Genomic DNA, 15563 nt, shown 5'->3' with positions numbered 1-15563 from the left:
CATAAATCTAGAAACCACCCTGTGACACAGCGGCGATGGTCGGCGGCATACCGTCCCGCACGGGTGTACCGGCAGATCGCACTGCTAGGTGGCGGCGTTCTAGCGGCGATGCCTGGCGATGGCCGCTTCCATCAGGGCTCGAGCGCCTCGAGGGCTCGGGCGGCTTGCTGGTGGCGGTAGAGGGTGGCGCGGGACCATCCGACCAAGCTGGCCGCTTCGGCGGCGGTGCGCCCCTTTTTGCGGGCGCCCTGGGCGATGTCGAGTTTTTCGGCGATCACTGCGGGGTCGACCGGGGGCCGGCCGAACCTCGTGCCGCTCTGCTTCGCTGCGGCGATGCCGGCGTTGACGCGTTCAGTGATGAGCTCGCGCTCGTACTCGGCCAGGGTGGCGAGCATGCCCAGCATCAGCCGGCCGGAGGTGGTCTCCGGGTCGATGCCGTCCGAGAGCGACCGGATCTTCACGCCCTTGTCGCGAAGCAGGTTTACGGTATTGAGGACATCGATCAGGGAGCGGCCGAGACGGTCAATGCGCCACACCACGACGGTATCGCCGGACTCGACGTAGTCCAACAGCCGCTTCATCCCCGGGCGCTCGATCGCGGCCCGGCTCCCCGAGGTGACGTCAGAGAAGACGTCGCGTTTCTGCACCCCGGAATCTATGAGTGCATCCAACTGCAACTGCGCGTCCTGACTCGCGGTACTGACGCGGGTGTACCCCAGATGCCTCATGGCTCGATGATGCCCCATAAACCCCTACCGAGGCCGCTCCTGAGACGAAAGCCGCCAAGATGACTTAATGAGACACCGGCGGGTGGCCATAGGGCCAGGAAACCTACTCAGAACTGGCCGCCAACTCGGACGGGGCCAAGTGTCTTGAAAACCTTTAGGTTCTTAAGGCGCCTTCTCGACAGTTCAGCGACCACTGTATAGTTCAACATATGCTGACTGTTGCTTCTCGTGTGGATGTGATGAATCGGTTGGGGCGGGCGATGGCCGATCCGACGCGGTCCCGGATACTGCTGACGTTGCTGGAGCGGCCGGCCTATCCGGCGGAGCTGGCCCGGGACTTAGAACTGACGCGTTCGAACGTGTCGAACCATCTGGCGTGCCTTCGCGACTGCGGGATCGCGGTCGCCGTGCCCGAAGGCCGCCAGACCCGCTATGAGATCGCAGATCCGCACCTGGCGCAGTCACTAGCCTCCCTGGTCGAGGTCACCCTCGCCGTCAACGAGAACGCCTCCTGCCTGGACCCAGCCTGCTCAGCACCGGGTTGTTGCGACACGGGGTCGGGCGCGTGATCCTAACCTCGGCCTTGCAGGCGATCGGCCTGTTCATCGCCACCAACATCGACGACATCATCGTCCTCTCACTGTTCTTCGCCCGCGGCGCAGGCCAACGTGGAACCACCGCCCGCATCCTGGCCGGCCAGTATCTCGGGTTCGTCGGCATCCTCGGCGCCGCTGTACTCGTCTCCCTGGGCGCGGGCGCATTCCTGCCCCCAGAGGCCATCCCCTACTTCGGACTGATCCCATTGAGCTTGGGACTGTGGGCCGCGTGGCAGTCCTGGCGAGGGACCGATGACGATGACGACGACGCAAAAATCGAGGGCAAGAACGTCGCCGTGTGGACCGTCGCCGGTGTCACCTTCGCCAACGGCGGAGATAACATCGGCGTCTACGTCCCCGTCTTCCTCAACGTGGGCACGGGAGCCGTGATCGCCTATTGCATCGTGTTCCTAGTGCTGGTAGCAGGACTGGTGGGCCTGGCCAAGTTCGTCGCCACGCGCCGGCCGATCGCCGAAGTCCTGGAACGCTGGGAACACATCCTGTTCCCGATTGTCCTGATCGGCTTAGGCGCCTTCATTCTGATCAGCGGCGGAGCCTTCGGGCTCCAATGAGGCTCTTCTGTGCCGCAAATGAGCGGTCTCGGAAGACCGCCACTGAGAGGTCAGCTCCACAGCACGAATTGTGGCTTTCGCCGTTATATGGCGGGGTTCTGTCGACGCTCTGTGGCGGCATCTGCTCATGGCGATACACGCGAGCACCGGTCTGGTCACAGATAGCGGCAGACGGTCGTGGTGTCGCATTTGGTGGGGTCGCTGGTGGTGGCACTGTGGTGAAGGTGCGCGACGGTGTGTCGCAGTGCTTGCAGGTCGGCGATTTGGCGGTCCAGGTCGCCCAGGTGGGCTTCGAGCAGGGCGTGCACGTGCTGGCAGGGTGCGACTCCGGCGTCGCGGATGTCGAGGATCTCGCGAATCTGGGCCAGGGTGAGCCCAGCGGTGCGGCCGCGGCGAACGAAGTCCAGGCGCGCCAGGGCCGCAGGGGTGTAGTCGCGGTATCCGTTGGCGGTGCGCTCAGGCGCAGGTAGTAGGCCGGCTTCTTCGTAGAAGCGCAGCGTCTTGGTTGTGGTGCCGCTGGCCACGGCCAACTCACCGATGCGCACAGTGGCCCCTTTCTCGGCTCTCGTCCATGTTCGCCTTGACCTTCCCCTGCGCTGGAACGTCCACTATGGACGCTGAAGAGGGGTCACGCGAAGGAAGGTGGGCAAATGGGTGTGGACTACGACGTCGATCTGGCCGTGATCGGCTCAGGAGGCGCGGCGATGTCCGCCGCCATCGCGGCCAGCCAGGCCGGTAAGAGCGTCGTGCTGGTTGAGCGCGGTGTTCTGGGCGGGACGTGCGTGAACATCGGCTGCGTGCCGTCCAAGACGCTCCTGGCGGCCGCCGGGGCCCGGCACGCCGCGCTCACCAATCCCTTCAAAGGTGCCCCAACGTCAGCCGCACCGGTGAACCTCGGCGATCTGGTGGCCCAGAAGGACGCACTCATCGAGCGCCTGCGTGATGCGAAGTACGCCGATGTGGCCGCTGCCTACGGCTTCCAGGTCCGCCCAGGCCAGGCCAGCTTCCTGGACGGGGACACCCTGGCCGTCGACGGCCAGGCGCTGCGGGCCCGGGCCTATCTGGTCGCCACCGGTGCCACCCCCGCCATCCCGGAGGTGGTCGGTCTCGACTCTGTGGACCGGCTGACGTCCACCACCGCGATGCAGCTGACCGAGCTGCCTGAGTCCCTGGTCGTTATCGGTGGCGGGTACGTCGGGATGGAGCAGGCCCAGCTGTTCGCTCACCTCGGCACCCGGGTCTCTGTGGTCGGGCGTCTGGCGCCGCACGCCGAGCCGGAGCTGGCCCAGAGACTTCGGGAAGTCTTCACCGACGACGGCATCACCGTGGTCGAAGAGCGCGCGACCACTGTGGCCCGCGAACCAGGCCCCGCAGGAGAGGTGGTGGTGACCACGGACTCGGGCGCACAGGTGCGCGGCGCGCAGGTCCTGGTGGCCACCGGACGCCTGCCCCGCACCGACGGCCTGAACCTGGCCGCTGCCGGTGTGGACGTGGACGAGCGCGGCTTCGTCGTGGTCGACCAGACCCAGCGCACCTCCAACCCGCGCGTCTGGGCCGCCGGTGACGTCTCGGGGGCTCCCCAGTACGTCTACGCCGCCGCCGCCGGCGGTCGGGCCGCCGCGCTCAACGCCCTGACCGAGGACAGGTACCCGCCGGCAGCTCGGGTCGACTACGCCGGCTTTCCTGCGGTCGTGTTCACCCGGCCCCAGCTGGCCTCGGCGGGGTTGACCGAGGACGAGGCCCTCACCCGAGGGCACGCGTGCGACTGCCGCGTCCTGGACCTGTCCGATGTCCCCCGGGCGCTCGTCCAGCACGACACCCGCGGGGCGGTGAAGCTCGTCGCCGACGCCGTGAGCGGCAAGGTTCTGGGCGTGCACGCTCTGGCGGACGGGGCCGGGGAGATCATGCTGGCGGCCACCTACGCCATCAAAAGCGGCATGACCGTCGACGATCTGGCCGACACCTGGGCGCCGTACCTGACCATGAGCGAAAGCCTGCGCATCGTGGCCGGCCTCTTCCGAAACCAGATGCCGACGTCATGCTGCGCCTGAAACCCGCGGCCCCAGCGGGGTGGACGAGGGCTCCCGCGGCGGCCCGCCTGGCGCCGTGAATGTTGCATTACGTTGAATCCCCAGGTCAGAGCGGTGACGCTGACTGTCATCCAAGCTTCATAGGGAACCACGTCAGCCCCGAGCGTCGCAGTGGGTGGTGTAGGAGCACTTACCGGCACCGCCCGGGCGTTTAGCCCCGCTGATTCATGGGGCGTGAGGGATTCCGCTCTCTACGGATGTTGCGGCTTGGGCCGTCTGTGGGCGTGTTTAGGTGCCGGCTGGCGCTGCCGGTGGGCGGGTCTCCGGGTGGGGCTGTCGAGGGCGAGCGGGTGAGGTCAGGCGGGTTTGGGGATCGCGGCGATGGTGTGGAACACCGCCTCGATGGCGGTGGCCCAGGGCCAGGTTTCGGGGATTTTGACCCGTCTACGTCGGCTGCTGCGGGTCAGCAGCGCGGCGACGTGGAGGAAGCGGTAGCGCATCGCTTTGGGTTCGCACGCTGCGAGGGTGGCGGCGACACCTGTGCAGGCCAGCATTCGGGTCCACGCTACGAGGTCCGCGGCGATCATTACCGCAGTCAGCCAGGCCTGATTTAGGGCGAACTCCCGCGAGGGAAGCCGTCCGAGACCGGTGTCCTTGGCGTGTCGGATGCGGTCCTCCACCCGGGCGTGAGCCCGATGCCTGGCCTCAAGGAACTGCAGCTGCCCGGTCGTGGTATTGGTCACGAACACCTGGTAACGCCACCCGTCCGCCTCTTCGAACATCGAAAGCTGAGCGCCCGGATGAGGCCGCTCTCGGCGGACGATGACTCGCATCCCCTCTGGCCATTTGGCGAGCATCCCGGGGGCCAGGAGCCCGGTCAGCTCGGCAACCTCGGCCCCGTCTCGGATATCGCCGGAGAGATTCAACGCTGGCCCCCATGCGGCTTCGGGGGCGATGGCGATGGCCTGGCGGATCGGAGCGGTGACCGAGAACCCGACCGAGTACTCCACCCGCCGACCTCGGACGCTGTTCTGACTCGTGATCCATTCCAGCAAGTCATGGGAGGCGCCAGCGGCGTCGGAGCGGATCAGCAGGTCACGCCGATGGTTGGCGGGGATCTGGGCGATCGCCTGGCCGAGGACGTCGATGTGGTCGGCGGCAGTGTTCGATCCCGCATTGCCCGGACGCAGGCTCGCGGCCAGGAACTCGGTCGTGTTGTCGCACCACACGCCGATCGGGTGGTAGCCGAATGTGCGCTTGTACGTCGGCGCGGTGCTCTCTTTCTCGCTGTGGGTGACCACGATGGTGGCGTCCACATCGAGCACGATCGTCGATCCCAGGTCCCGGCCCGCGCACTTCGATGCGGGGACCCCGCCGGGCAGCTGGGACCATACATGCCGCCGGGTGCGGGCACGCGCCACCTGGATCTTCTTGCGTTTACCGGCGGTGACTTCATCCAGCGTGCGCCACACCGTCGGGGCCGAGGCGACCGGGCCGAGAGCCCCGGTCTGGTGGCGCAGAACTCGGATGTCGGAGATGGTCTCGCCTCCACCGGCGAGCATCACCGCGACATCGATCAACACACGGCCACGGTCATGGACCGGGACGAACCGCCGGCGAGCCATGGCCTTCGACAGTTCGGCGGTGAGCCCGACACGATCCGCCAGAAGACGCGGCGCGATGGCCCCGGCGTGAGAAATCACCCCGACATCATCGACGGAGAACGACAGACCAGACGACCACGAAGTACGCTTCACCTACCGAGTGCTTTCTGCTTGAGGAACCGGATCCTTAGACAAGAACCAGTTTCCCCTGATCAGGAGGCACTTCGGTCTATTTGCGCCCGAAAATTCGCAGATCCCCGTGAATCACCGGGGTTAGCACGCTTACTGCTTCGGCGTAATCGGACAGTCCTAGCGAGTCTCAGTGGAGACCGGGTCGAGCAGAAACAGGCAGCTGTTCTCTTCGTAGCGCTCGATCACCGCGGTGAACCGGAACCGATCGGTGACGCCGATCGCATCGGGAATGCCCGGCCCGGTCAGGTTCAGGTCGGAAACGGGTGCGACGTCGCGGTATTGAAATGCTGGGCCACGGCCGTCCGACTCGTTGAAGTCCCTGGCGCCGAGGAGTATGTCGTACCGGGTGTCGTAACTTCCGTGGGTGTTCATCGCTGCGATATGGCCATCGAATTGAATCGTCCGGCCCGCGTGGGTAGCAGCGAAGCCGGCGACGGTCGGCGAGCAATAGTCGCCCTCCTGCAAGAGCGCCGCGAGTTCCAAGCTGTTGTCGATGGTGAGTACCTCATCAGGCTCAGTAACTGCTCCGGGGTCGGAGGCTGGGGCCGGGCCGGTCGTTTCTGCGGGCTGCGCTTCCGCGGTTTCAGCCGGGTTGGCCTGGTTTGCTGAGTCGTCGTCTTCGAGGAGTGCGCCGATTCCGATGATCGCGAATAAAACCACCGCGGCTGCTCCGAGACCGGCAAGCATCTTCCATGGCACCGGCGGCTTTGGGCGCCGGAATCGAAGCGTGGTTCGTACTGTGCCGGGCTGCTGATCGACTAGTTCCCAGCCCTCGGCCTGCTTCTTAGCGATCGACCGCTGCTCAGCGCCCCGCACCGTCTTGACTTCAACGAACTGGTACCGGGTTGTTTCAGTCGTCATGCTGACCTTTGCTCGTCGTCGGAAGGCTCTCGCCCCCAGTTAGAGAGACGCTCACCCAGCCCTGGGGGAAGTCCTTCCCGCCGTTTCCGCTGCTGTGCTCAGCACCGACGACGAGGAGGGACACTAACCCAGTGATCCTATATTCGATGTAAACGATCGCTTCCCTTCCGGGTGTCTGTTCCCGCCAAGGTGGGCATGGCGCTTGTAACCCATAACGGGAGAGGACCGACGTGGGCTTTCGTCGAATCGTTCGCTCAATGTCTCTGTGTGAGGAGCGCCTGTGACACACCCTGATGCGCAGTCCCGTGAACGGCCGGACCTGTCGGTTCGACGAACCATCGGAGCACACGGTGCGATCGTCCCGGTTCGCATGACCGGCGACGAGCCCCTCACCGTCGGTGGTGAACCATTCGCCGGGGGGCCAGTGATCGACTTCTGGCGATGGTCGTTGTCGAGCCTGCTCGACAACACCGTCCGCGGCCTGTTCGCTGAGTATCTCGTCGCTCGCGCGCTCGGAGTCACTCACGCCGGCGTCCGCGTCGAATGGGATGCCGTCGACATCGTCACCGAAAGCGGACTGCGGGTGGAGGTTAAGTCGGTGTCGTTCCTCCAGAGCTGGGCGCAGACTCGTGCCTCCACCCCCACCGTCAGCATCCCCGAGACCCTCGCTTGGGATACACACACCGGCCGGTATGACCCCAAGTCTCGCCGCCAAGCCGACGTGTACGTTGTCTGCGTCCTCGACGTCACTGAAGTGGCCGATCTGGACCCGCTGAACCTGGACCACTGGCGCTTCCTAGTCGTACCTACCCACGTTCTCAACGCCCAAGTCCCGGGCCAGAAGTCGATCGTCCTGCACCGCCTGGCCGCCCTGCCCGGCGTTGCCGAGTGCACCTACACCGAGCTGCGGGACACCGTGGAAGCAGCGGGAACGCCCTGATCTAGGACGAGGGGCGACCCATGACTCCCCGGCCGCGGGGACCACGCCGATAAATCGGATTACGTCAAACCCACAGGGTAGACGTCTCGAAGCAGACTCGGCGCCCATGTCGCGCGCAGGCCACTAGACCACTAATTGTACAAGATGTACTATTAGCGGAATGGTCACCACGACGCTTAGCAACTTCCGCGCTAATCAGAGCGAGCTACTCGATGCCGCACAGCGGGCGCCGGTGGAGATCCTTAGCCGGGGCAGCCGTCGTCGCGCCGTTGTCGTCTCGCCGGAGTTCTTCGATCGCGCCCTACAGGCCCTGGAAGATCAGGTCGACATGAAAGCCGCGGCTGCCGCTCGCCGCGAGGACGACAGCATCTCCCACGAAGACCTCATGTCGGAACTGGGCCTGTAGACCAGCGCCCCCGCTTGTCTGATGCCCTATTCGATCTCCTATAAGCCCTCGGCTGCCAAAGCCCTGCGCAAACTTCATCCCACCGAGCAGAAGCGAATCGTCCGGGCGATCGAGGCGCTGGCCGGGACACCGCGACCGCCCGGAGCGATCCAACTCGCCGGAGGTGACGGCGAACTCCGCATCCGCGTCGGTGACCATCGCATCATCTATGACATCGAAGACGATGCCCTCGCTGTACTCGTACTACGCATCGGCCACCGCGGAGACGTATACAAGTGACCCCATCCCCACCGAGCCGGTTCCGGCTACGTGGGGCGCACTACCCCGCCGGCACCGATAAGGCGCGCTCCACGAAGAAGCGGATAACGCACTTTCCCATCAGAACATTGCCTCCGGACTCCCTCTACGTCCCCTTGAGGTTCATCACCTGCCGCAGGGTGTGCACGATTTCGACGAGGTCGTCGGCGTCCTCCATCACCCGGTCGATGTCCTTGTAGGCGGCGGGGATCTCGTCGACCCACGCCTCGCCGGGCCGGTAGACAATTCCCTGCATCGCCGCGTCGAGGTCGGCTGCGGTGAACTGCTTCTTGGCCTGTGTCCGCGACATCCGACGACCGGCACCGTGCGGCGCGGAGAACAGCCCGTCCGCGTTCCCCTTGCCTCGGACGATGTACGACCGGGTGCCCATCGATCCCGGGATGCATCCCATACGGCCCTCGGTCGCGTCGATGGCTCCCTTGCGCGTGAGCCACACTTCCCTTCCGTCGAGCTCGATCTTCTCGGTGTAGTTGTGGTGGCAGTTCACGCGTTCCGATTCGCCGGCGTCGTCGTCGCGGAAGATCCGGGCCAGTTCCGTGAGGAATCGATCCATCATCTCGTCACTGTTGAGCCGCGCGAAACGCTGCGCCCACCGCAGCTCGCCGAGGTACTGCGAGAACTCGGCAGTGCCCTGCTTCACGTACGCATGGTCTCGATCCTCGAGCTGGACGCCCCGCTCCGCGCACAGCTGTTGAGCGATCCTGACGTGTTTCTGGGCGATCTTGTTGCCCACCCCTCGGCTCCCGGAGTGCAGGAAGCACCACACCGCTCCGGACTCGTCCAGACACAGCTCGATGAAGTGGTTCCCGCCGCCCAGGCTCCCCAGTTGCTCGCGCCACTTCGGCGAATGGGACAGGTCGACGCCGCCGGAGTCGGCGAGCATCTCGAGTTCGCGGACCCGCTCCCGCGTGTGGTCGTGACGGACGGCCTTGTTGTAGTTGCCCGGCGACAGCGGTATCGCACGCTCGAGCCGGTCGCGCAACGTGCTCAGGTCGATGCGGTCGAGGGCGGACTCCGTGTACCGGGTACGCGCGGCCACCATTCCACAACCGATGTCGACCCCGACCGCAGCCGGGATGACCGCATCGACCGGCGTGTGCGTCCGGCATCAGCGCGAGGTGTGGGTGGATGATCGGCAGCCGCGCGAGGGCCACCGCCTGGTCGACTGTCTTCTCGTCGATCGCCGACGCCCACGACAGCACATTCGGGGCGAGAGTGACTGGCATGGCTCCATTGTCCCGGTTCCCGACCGCCACGTGGTGGCACTCGGGCGACACCCGGTGGGACCATGGCGCCATGTCCACCTCTCCCCGTTCGGATCGTGACCGCGATGAGGAAGGTCGCGCGCGCAACGCCCGCCCACGCGACGAGCTCGGTCGCCCGCTACCGCCGGGCAGCGTGGGGGTCGAGCGCATTCCCGAGGATCTCGACCTGCCGCCCGCCGAGTCCCTCGCGTGGGCACAGGACCTTCTGGACCGGGGTCGCGCGTTCCACGCCCACGAGGTCCTGGAGGGAGCGTGGAAGAGCGGTCCCGCCGACGAGCGACTCCTGTGGCAAGGTCTCGCCCAGTTGGCGGTCGGCATCACGCACATCCAGCGCGCCAACGCCAAGGGAGCCATGGCGCTGCTCGAGCGCGCGGCCGAGCGCCTCGCGCATGGCGACGGCCCGGCACCGCACGGGGTCGACGCGACGGGGCTCGTCGCCTACGCGCACGACCTCATGGCCGAGCTCCGACGGGGAGGCTCCCCCGCTCCCGATCGGTTGAGGCCGCGACTCGTCAGACGTCGCGTCCCCGACGACGAGGCGTCGGCGCAGGACTGAGCGTCACCGAGCAGTGAAGCCGAGGGCCCGGCCGGCCCTGCCGCCCCGGGAGCCCCTGCGGCGCCGTCAGATCTCCCGCTCGACGGCGCCGCCCGACCTACAGTTCGACGGTGCCGCTGTCACCCATGTCGGGAGCCCGATCGTCGCGGGACACCGCCGCGCGGACGAACGAGGCGATGTGGGCGATGCTCGAGCCGCTCGAATCCCAGTACTCGGCCGAGTCGGCGTGCACGAGGATCGAGGTGGCCTCCTCCGAACCGTCGGGGAACCAGGCGTCGTCGACCGCAGGGCTCCAGTTCTCGGCCACCGCGTTCCGGTCGTCGTCGACGGCCGCTCGCCCCGCCACCGAGACGAACCCGTCCGAAGACTGTACCGAGACGTTGACCTGCCTGTTGGTCGCGATCTCCGACACGAGGTCACCGTCTCTGGGGGCGAGCAGCCTCAGCGTGCCGTCGAAGTCGGAGCTCTGGCGGGTCATCGGGCGGCTCAGCAGACGACCGTCGGGGCCGATGGTGGTGGTGATCATGCAGATCGGTGACTTCTCGATCAGGTCCGCGACGATCTGCTCGGGCGATCTGGTGTCGTCTGACATGTGACATGCCTTTCCACGATGGAATTTCGGTCCCCGTCCCACGTATGTGCCGGCGATCCCTGCGGGTCGTCACACAGCGCTGTTTTCCGGTGCCCACCTGGGGAAGTCACCAACCGTCCAACCGAACTCGGCTGACCGGAGGCGGCGGTCCGAGCGAGGCGTGGACCACCGGAGCGGCAGGGCCCACGGCGGGCCACCTGGCCGCGGCTCGAGCTGGCGGCGGACGTCCTGCACAAGGCGGTGTTCTCCGCCGCCACCGGGCTCATCGCCGAGCGGGCGCTGCGCCCGACCCTGGTGTCGCAGCGCGGCCGCCACAGTCACCGACCTCCGGCGGGCGCCACCTGCGCACGCTGCGGGTTCTCAGGCTTTGAGCGCCCGCAGCCCCGCGACCCCGCCCACCGCGGCACCCGCCGCCAGCACCCACGGACCGCCGATCAGGATCGGATCCATCCACTGTGGCGGACGTCGTAGCGTCCCCTGCCCAGACGTGACGAGAGCCCGCCGGCCGTGAACTCGGTGACGACGCCGGTCTCGGTGACAGGGTTGTCCGGCCTCAACGTGAGCAGCGATCGGACGTGGCTGCCCACCGCCTCCACTCGATCGGCACCCATCAGCATCAACCAGCGGGACGTCTTGTCCTCCCCCAGCGGGTAGGCCTTGCGACGGATCATCCCGGACACCCCGTGCAGCGGCTGGGCGGTCCCGAACACCGGGGTCAGGTTGGGGTGTATCAAAGATCTTGGACAACCTCTTGAGGCGAGAGGATCGAGATCATGGCAGCGAGTTCGAGGCGGAAGTTCAGTCCGCAGTTCAAGACCGAGGCGGTGCAGCTGGTCCTGCAGAGTGACCGCTCGATTGCCGAGGTGGCCGGGGAGTTGGCGATCAACCCGGGCACCCTGGGCAACTGGGTTCAGAAGCACCGGCAGGCCAATCCGGAGCCGGACACGTCGATGAGTCCGGCCGACCACGGCAGGCTGGCCGAGCTCGAGGAGCAGAACCGCAAGCTGAAGATGGAAAATGAGTTCCTAAAAAAAGCCGCGGCCTTCTTCGCCCGGGAGCAGGACTGAACGAGAAGTCAGTCCTGATCGAGGCGGAGAAGGCGAGCTTTCCGATCGAGTGGATGTGCGCCCAGCTCGGTGTGGCCCGCTCGTCGTTTTACGCTTGGCGGTCCCGCGCCGGGCAGGTTACAGCCACCCAGGCGCGCCGCGAAGCGCTGAAGATGGAGGTCGAGCGCGTTTTCCATAAGCAGCGCGGCACTGCCGGGTGCCGGCGCATCGCTGCCATTCTCAATGACGAGGGGCACCCGGCCTCGGTGGGGCTCGTGGCCGACCTGATGCGCGAGCTCGGCCTGGCGGCGATCCAGCGCAAGGCCTACAAACGCACCACCGTCCCGGACGAGAAAGCCCAAGTCTTCGCCGACAAGCTGGGCCGCGACTTCGCCCCGAGCAGTCACCGCCCCGGCACCGCACTGGTCGGCGACATCACCTACCTACGCACCGGCCAGGGGTGGCTGTACCTGGCCACCGTGATCGACCTGGCCACGCGCAAGGTGATCGGGTGGCAGACCGCTGAGCACATGCGCGCCAGCCTGGTCGTCGACGCCCTGGAAATGGCCCGTACGCAGGGCCAAGCCGCCGAAGGGGCAATATTTCACTCCGACCACGGGTCTCAGTACACCTCCGACGAATTCGTCACCTACTGCACCCAGCACGGGTTCGTGCAGTCGATGGGCCGCACCGGGGTGCTGGGACAACGCCGCGGCGGAGACGTTCTTCGCCACCCTGAAAAACGAGATGTACCACCAGCAGGTGTTCCATACCCGCGCCCGAGCACGGTTCGCCGTCGCCGAGTACATCGAGGTGTTCTACAACCGTCAAAGACCGCACTCCAGCCTGGGCTACCGCACCCCGGCCCAGGCATGGGCCGACGCCCACAATCCCGCCGCCGAGGACCTAACCGAGGCGGCCTGACACACCCGAAATCACCGAGGACCTGTCCACAATCCTTGACACAGCCCAGGTGGCGGTGCTCGATCGAGCGCTCCCGGGGGGGTGCGCTCGGGCTGACGTTCGGGGAAGTCCCAGTGTGCGCCGGTCTCCAGGTCGCGCCGTAGCTTGGGGTACGAGGGGCGGTCGGCGGGGTCGAGGTCCGCCCCCCATCCGGGAATCTGGGGGCGCAGCTCCTCGTTCGACCTGCGCGGGGGTCGGTCATCTGCGGTGTACGGCATGTCGGGCTCCTGTGGTCAATCCGGCGTTCGGCAGCACGATCGGCTTGATGCAGTCGTCGAGCTTGCCGGAGAAGATGTGGTAGCCCTCCGCGATGTGCTCCAGGGGGATGCGGTGGGTGATGATCTCGTTGGGTGTGAGGTGCCCGTTCCGGACGTGCTCGAAGAGCCTGGGCCACTGCCGCTTCACCGGGCACTGGTTGCCCCTGATGGTCAGGCCCCTGTTCAGCGCGTCGCCGAACTTGATCGAGGTCTGCACGGGGGCCGTAGGCGCCCATCACCGAGATGGTCCCGCCCTTGCGCACGGAGTCGATCGCCCAGTTGAGCGCGATCGGAGAGCCGCCCTGGAGCTTGAACTTCGCCGAGGTCACGTGCTGAATGAAGTGCCCGTCGGCCTCGGCGCCCACGGCGTCGATCGCCACGTCCGCGCCGAGGTGGTCGGTGGTGCGTTTCATCTCCACCACGATGTCGCGGTACTCGGTGAAGTTGTAGGTCTCCGCGTGGGCGAAGGTCCGCGCCTTCTTCAGGCGGTACTCAAGGTGGTCGACCACGATCACGCGGCCCTCGCCCATCAGCCACGCCGACTGGGCGGCGAACAACCCCACCGCCCCGGCGCCGAACACGAGGACAGTGTCGCCCTCGACGATGCTGCCGAGCTGGGCGCCGAAGTACCCGGTGGCCACGGCGTCCGTGAGCAGCAGGGCGTTTTCTTCGTCCATCCACTCGGGGATGATCGTGGGGCCCACCTCGGCGAACGGGACCCGGACGAACTCGGCCTGTCCGCCGTCGTAACCGCCGCAGGTGTGGGAGTAGCCTTAGATCGCGCCGGCCGCCGTGGCGCCGGCGTTGACGTTGTGGCAGTTCGAGTACAGCCCGCGGGCGCAGAAGTAGCAGGTGCCGCAGAAGATGTTGAACGGCACTATCACCCGGTCCCCGGGCCGGAGGTTCTGCACGGACGGCCCGACCTCGTGGACCGTGCCCACGAACTCGTGACCGAAGGTGTGACCGACCCGGGTGTCGGGCATCATGCCGTGGTACAGGTGCAGGTCGGAGCCGCAGATCGCGGCGAGCGAAACCTTGATGATCGCGTCGTTGGGGTGCTCGATCGCGGGGATCGGCTTGTTCTCCACGCGGACCTTGTACGGACCGCGGTACGTGGTGGCTCGCATGTGCGTCCTCTCGCTCTGCGTTCGGTGATCAGTGTTCGCCGACGTCGCGGGCGTGGGAGACCGCCGAGGCGACGCCATCTGTCCACGGCTCGCCGTGTCCGGGCAGGACGGTCGCGGCGCCGGTGGCCTCGACCGGGCGCAGCGACTCCATGGCGCGGGCGGTGTCGGCGGTGGCCGCGGACGCCACGATCTGCGGGCCGGTGGCCCCCGTGTACGGGTCGAGCGTGACCAGCGCGTCGCCACTGATCACCGTGTCCCGCTCGGGCAGGTGCAGGATGCAGTGACCACCGGTGTGCCCGGGGGCGAACATCGCCGTGGGCCGTCCCGGAACCTCGAGCGCGCTGCCGACCGCCAGTTCCTCGGTGTCCTCGATCCCCCGCACATTGAGCGCCCCGGCCATCGCCATCCGCCCGAGCACGGGCAGCGAGCGGGGGTGCATCAACGCGTACAACAGCCGGTTGCGCTGCGGCTTGTAGCTGTAGGGGTGCGCGGCCAGGTGGTCGTCGGCGGGGTGCACCAGCACGGGCACTCCCAGCTCGACGCGGGCACGACGCGCGAAGCCGACGTGATCGAAGTGACCGTGGGTGAGCACGAGCGCCCGCACGTCGCCGGGGCCGAGCCCCAGCCGTCTGAGGGTGCCGGTCAGCAGCCCCCACATGCTGGGTAGGCCGGCGTCGACGAGGGTCACACCCTCGTCGTCCTCGATGAGGTAGCAGTTGACGTGCGCGTGGGCCAGTCGGTGGACGCGGTCGGCGACCTCGGTGGCGTGCATTCAGGCTCCTTTCGACGTACTGGGATCCTCGCCTCGCCGCATGATCGGTAGGTGTTCGATCGCGCCGGCGGCGCGCGCCAGCACCCCGCTGGCCGCGGTCAGCGCGGGGCCGAGTGCGTCCGGCCCGCGGAGGGCTGCCGACTCGAGCACGTCGCGCAGGCGGTCGGTCACGGTCAGCGGGAGCGCCGCCGCGACGTTGCCCGGGGGCCGACGTGCGACCACCGGGTGGGGACGGGTGGGCGCGGTGCGCCGGACCGCCTCCCACGCCACGCCGAGGGCGCGGAGCCGAGCGGGGCTCAGCTTCTCCTGCAGCCGCGGCAGCAGCTCGTCCTCCTCGTCCCGCACGTCCTCGCGCAGCACGGTGATGAGGCGACGCAGCACCTCGTCGCGTTCCGGGTGCGTCTCGCCGAGGTTCTCCAGCAGGGTGACCAGCTCGTTGACCTCCTGGTGTTCCTGCTCGACGCGCAGGGTCAGCTCGTGGCCATCGGGCAGTTCCGCCCGCAGGACGGGCCACAGAACGGATTCCTCGGCGAAGGCGTGGGGGAACACGAGTCGGTAGGTCTTGACCAGGGCCAGCTTCTGCTCCGCGCCGCCCGTCCGCTCCACCTCCCCGAGGAGCCGGTCGAGCTCCATGTGGTCGAGCTTCTGCCGGGCGAGAACGCTCCACCGGCCGCCCAGGTCATCGAGGTCCTGCTCTGACAGAGATCGCATGTGATGTCCTCCCTACCGCGTAGGGTG

15 protein-coding genes and 4 pseudogenes are annotated in these 15563 nt (G+C 67.1%); 8 read left to right on the top strand and 11 right to left on the bottom strand.

Going from position 1 to position 15563, the window contains the following annotated elements:
- Positions 1 to 131 precede the first annotated feature (131 nt).
- Positions 132 to 728 (bottom strand): recombinase family protein, encoded by a 597-nt coding sequence (locus C3V38_RS13480; protein WP_106385995.1) that lies wholly within the window; start codon positions 726 to 728, stop codon positions 132 to 134.
- A gap of 209 nt (positions 729 to 937) precedes the next feature.
- On the opposite strand from C3V38_RS13480, the gene C3V38_RS13475 reads away from it, so the two are divergent.
- Positions 938 to 1297, top strand: a complete 360-nt coding sequence (locus C3V38_RS13475) for a helix-turn-helix transcriptional regulator (protein ID WP_070721788.1) — start codon at positions 938 to 940, stop codon at positions 1295 to 1297.
- A complete protein-coding gene (locus C3V38_RS13470) occupies positions 1294 to 1896 on the top strand; it encodes a cadmium resistance transporter (RefSeq protein WP_106385994.1) in 603 nt (200 codons plus the stop codon). The genes C3V38_RS13475 and C3V38_RS13470 overlap by 4 nt, the downstream gene beginning before the upstream one ends.
- Positions 1897 to 2051: 155 nt before the next feature.
- Here C3V38_RS13470 and C3V38_RS13465 read toward each other — a convergent pair whose 3' ends face one another.
- Positions 2052 to 2441, bottom strand: a complete 390-nt coding sequence (locus C3V38_RS13465) for a heavy metal-responsive transcriptional regulator (RefSeq protein ID WP_007928756.1) — start codon at positions 2439 to 2441, stop codon at positions 2052 to 2054.
- Between the two features lie 105 nt (positions 2442 to 2546).
- On the opposite strand from C3V38_RS13465, the gene merA reads away from it, so the two are divergent.
- Positions 2547 to 3947 carry a mercury(II) reductase gene (merA, locus tag C3V38_RS13460; RefSeq protein WP_106385993.1) on the top strand — a complete coding sequence of 467 codons (1401 nt, stop codon included), beginning with the start codon at positions 2547 to 2549 and terminating at the stop codon, positions 3945 to 3947.
- 335 nt (positions 3948 to 4282) lie between these two features.
- On the opposite strand, the gene C3V38_RS13455 is transcribed toward merA, so the two are convergent.
- Together C3V38_RS13455 and C3V38_RS13450 are read right to left on the bottom strand one after the other, a co-directional pair.
- Positions 4283 to 5683, bottom strand: a complete 1401-nt coding sequence (locus C3V38_RS13455; protein ID WP_106385992.1) for an IS1380 family transposase — start codon at positions 5681 to 5683, stop codon at positions 4283 to 4285.
- Positions 5684 to 5839: 156 nt separating this feature from the next.
- Positions 5840 to 6583, bottom strand: a complete 744-nt coding sequence (locus C3V38_RS13450; RefSeq protein ID WP_082767866.1) for a DUF4839 domain-containing protein — start codon at positions 6581 to 6583, stop codon at positions 5840 to 5842.
- Between the two features lie 280 nt (positions 6584 to 6863).
- Between C3V38_RS13450 and C3V38_RS13445 the strand changes: the two genes are divergently transcribed.
- The 3 genes from C3V38_RS13445 to C3V38_RS13435 all read left to right on the top strand — a co-directional run bounded on the left by C3V38_RS13445 (position 6864) and on the right by C3V38_RS13435 (position 8208).
- Positions 6864 to 7523: a hypothetical protein gene (locus C3V38_RS13445; protein WP_129591189.1), complete on the top strand. Its 660-nt coding sequence runs from the start codon at positions 6864 to 6866 to the stop codon at positions 7521 to 7523.
- 160 nt (positions 7524 to 7683) lie between these two features.
- A complete protein-coding gene (locus C3V38_RS13440; RefSeq protein WP_106385990.1) occupies positions 7684 to 7929 on the top strand; it encodes a type II toxin-antitoxin system prevent-host-death family antitoxin in 246 nt (81 codons plus the stop codon).
- A 21-nt stretch (positions 7930 to 7950) separates the two neighbouring features.
- Entirely contained in the window at positions 7951 to 8208 is a 258-nt protein-coding gene (locus tag C3V38_RS13435) for a type II toxin-antitoxin system RelE/ParE family toxin (RefSeq protein WP_106385989.1), read from the top strand.
- Positions 8209 to 8332: 124 nt separating this feature from the next.
- Here the strand turns inward: C3V38_RS13435 and C3V38_RS13430 are convergent.
- Positions 8333 to 9473: pseudogene (locus C3V38_RS13430) on the bottom strand (RtcB family protein).
- 70 nt (positions 9474 to 9543) lie between these two features.
- On the opposite strand from C3V38_RS13430, the gene C3V38_RS13425 reads away from it, so the two are divergent.
- Positions 9544 to 10068: a DUF309 domain-containing protein gene (locus C3V38_RS13425; protein ID WP_106386496.1), complete on the top strand. Its 525-nt coding sequence runs from the start codon at positions 9544 to 9546 to the stop codon at positions 10066 to 10068.
- A gap of 97 nt (positions 10069 to 10165) precedes the next feature.
- On the opposite strand, the gene C3V38_RS13420 is transcribed toward C3V38_RS13425, so the two are convergent.
- Positions 10166 to 10660, bottom strand: coding sequence for a pyridoxamine 5'-phosphate oxidase family protein (locus C3V38_RS13420; RefSeq protein ID WP_106385988.1), 495 nt, complete (start codon positions 10658 to 10660; stop codon positions 10166 to 10168).
- 434 nt (positions 10661 to 11094) lie between these two features.
- Positions 11095 to 11370: a hypothetical protein gene (locus C3V38_RS13415; RefSeq protein WP_174705785.1), complete on the bottom strand. Its 276-nt coding sequence runs from the start codon at positions 11368 to 11370 to the stop codon at positions 11095 to 11097.
- Positions 11371 to 11433: 63 nt separating this feature from the next.
- Between C3V38_RS13415 and C3V38_RS13410 the strand changes: the two are divergent.
- Positions 11434 to 12630, top strand: a pseudogene (locus C3V38_RS13410) (IS3 family transposase).
- Positions 12631 to 12676: 46 nt separating this feature from the next.
- Here C3V38_RS13410 and C3V38_RS18125 read toward each other — a convergent pair.
- The 4 genes and pseudogenes from C3V38_RS18125 to C3V38_RS13390 form a co-directional block, all read right to left on the bottom strand.
- Positions 12677 to 12887, bottom strand: a pseudogene (locus C3V38_RS18125) (hypothetical protein); the annotation flags it as partial.
- Positions 12868 to 14053 (bottom strand): annotated as a pseudogene (locus tag C3V38_RS13400) (zinc-dependent alcohol dehydrogenase). The pseudogenes C3V38_RS18125 and C3V38_RS13400, both read right to left, overlap by 20 nt.
- Positions 14054 to 14081: 28 nt before the next feature.
- Positions 14082 to 14825, bottom strand: coding sequence for an MBL fold metallo-hydrolase (locus tag C3V38_RS13395; protein ID WP_106385987.1), 744 nt, complete (start codon positions 14823 to 14825; stop codon positions 14082 to 14084).
- Entirely contained in the window at positions 14826 to 15536 is a 711-nt protein-coding gene (locus C3V38_RS13390) for a hemerythrin domain-containing protein (protein ID WP_106385986.1), read from the bottom strand.
- Positions 15537 to 15563 lie beyond the last annotated feature (27 nt).

The sequence above is a fragment of the Dietzia sp. oral taxon 368 genome (genome assembly GCF_002999155.1).
GTDB lineage: Bacteria > Actinomycetota > Actinomycetes > Mycobacteriales > Mycobacteriaceae > Dietzia > Dietzia cinnamea.
Note: the sequence above shows the minus strand (reverse complement) of the source record. Positions and strands in the feature narration are given on the sequence as shown.

What these genes read in the sequence shown, in the direction of transcription:
- C3V38_RS13480 (WP_106385995.1), bottom strand. Translation starts at nt 728, where the DNA reads ATGAGGCATCTGGGGTACACCCGCGTCAGTACCGCGAGTCAGGACGCG.
- C3V38_RS13475 (WP_070721788.1), top strand. Translation starts at nt 938, where the DNA reads ATGCTGACTGTTGCTTCTCGTGTGGATGTGATGAATCGGTTGGGGCGG.
- merA (WP_106385993.1), top strand. Translation starts at nt 2,547, where the DNA reads ATGGGTGTGGACTACGACGTCGATCTGGCCGTGATCGGCTCAGGAGGC.
- C3V38_RS13450 (WP_082767866.1), bottom strand. Translation starts at nt 6,583, where the DNA reads ATGACGACTGAAACAACCCGGTACCAGTTCGTTGAAGTCAAGACGGTG.
- C3V38_RS13440 (WP_106385990.1), top strand. Translation starts at nt 7,684, where the DNA reads ATGGTCACCACGACGCTTAGCAACTTCCGCGCTAATCAGAGCGAGCTA.
- C3V38_RS13435 (WP_106385989.1), top strand. Translation starts at nt 7,951, where the DNA reads ATGCCCTATTCGATCTCCTATAAGCCCTCGGCTGCCAAAGCCCTGCGC.
- C3V38_RS13425 (WP_106386496.1), top strand. Translation starts at nt 9,544, where the DNA reads ATGTCCACCTCTCCCCGTTCGGATCGTGACCGCGATGAGGAAGGTCGC.
- C3V38_RS13420 (WP_106385988.1), bottom strand. Translation starts at nt 10,660, where the DNA reads ATGTCAGACGACACCAGATCGCCCGAGCAGATCGTCGCGGACCTGATC.
- C3V38_RS13395 (WP_106385987.1), bottom strand. Translation starts at nt 14,825, where the DNA reads ATGCACGCCACCGAGGTCGCCGACCGCGTCCACCGACTGGCCCACGCG.
- C3V38_RS13390 (WP_106385986.1), bottom strand. Translation starts at nt 15,536, where the DNA reads ATGCGATCTCTGTCAGAGCAGGACCTCGATGACCTGGGCGGCCGGTGG.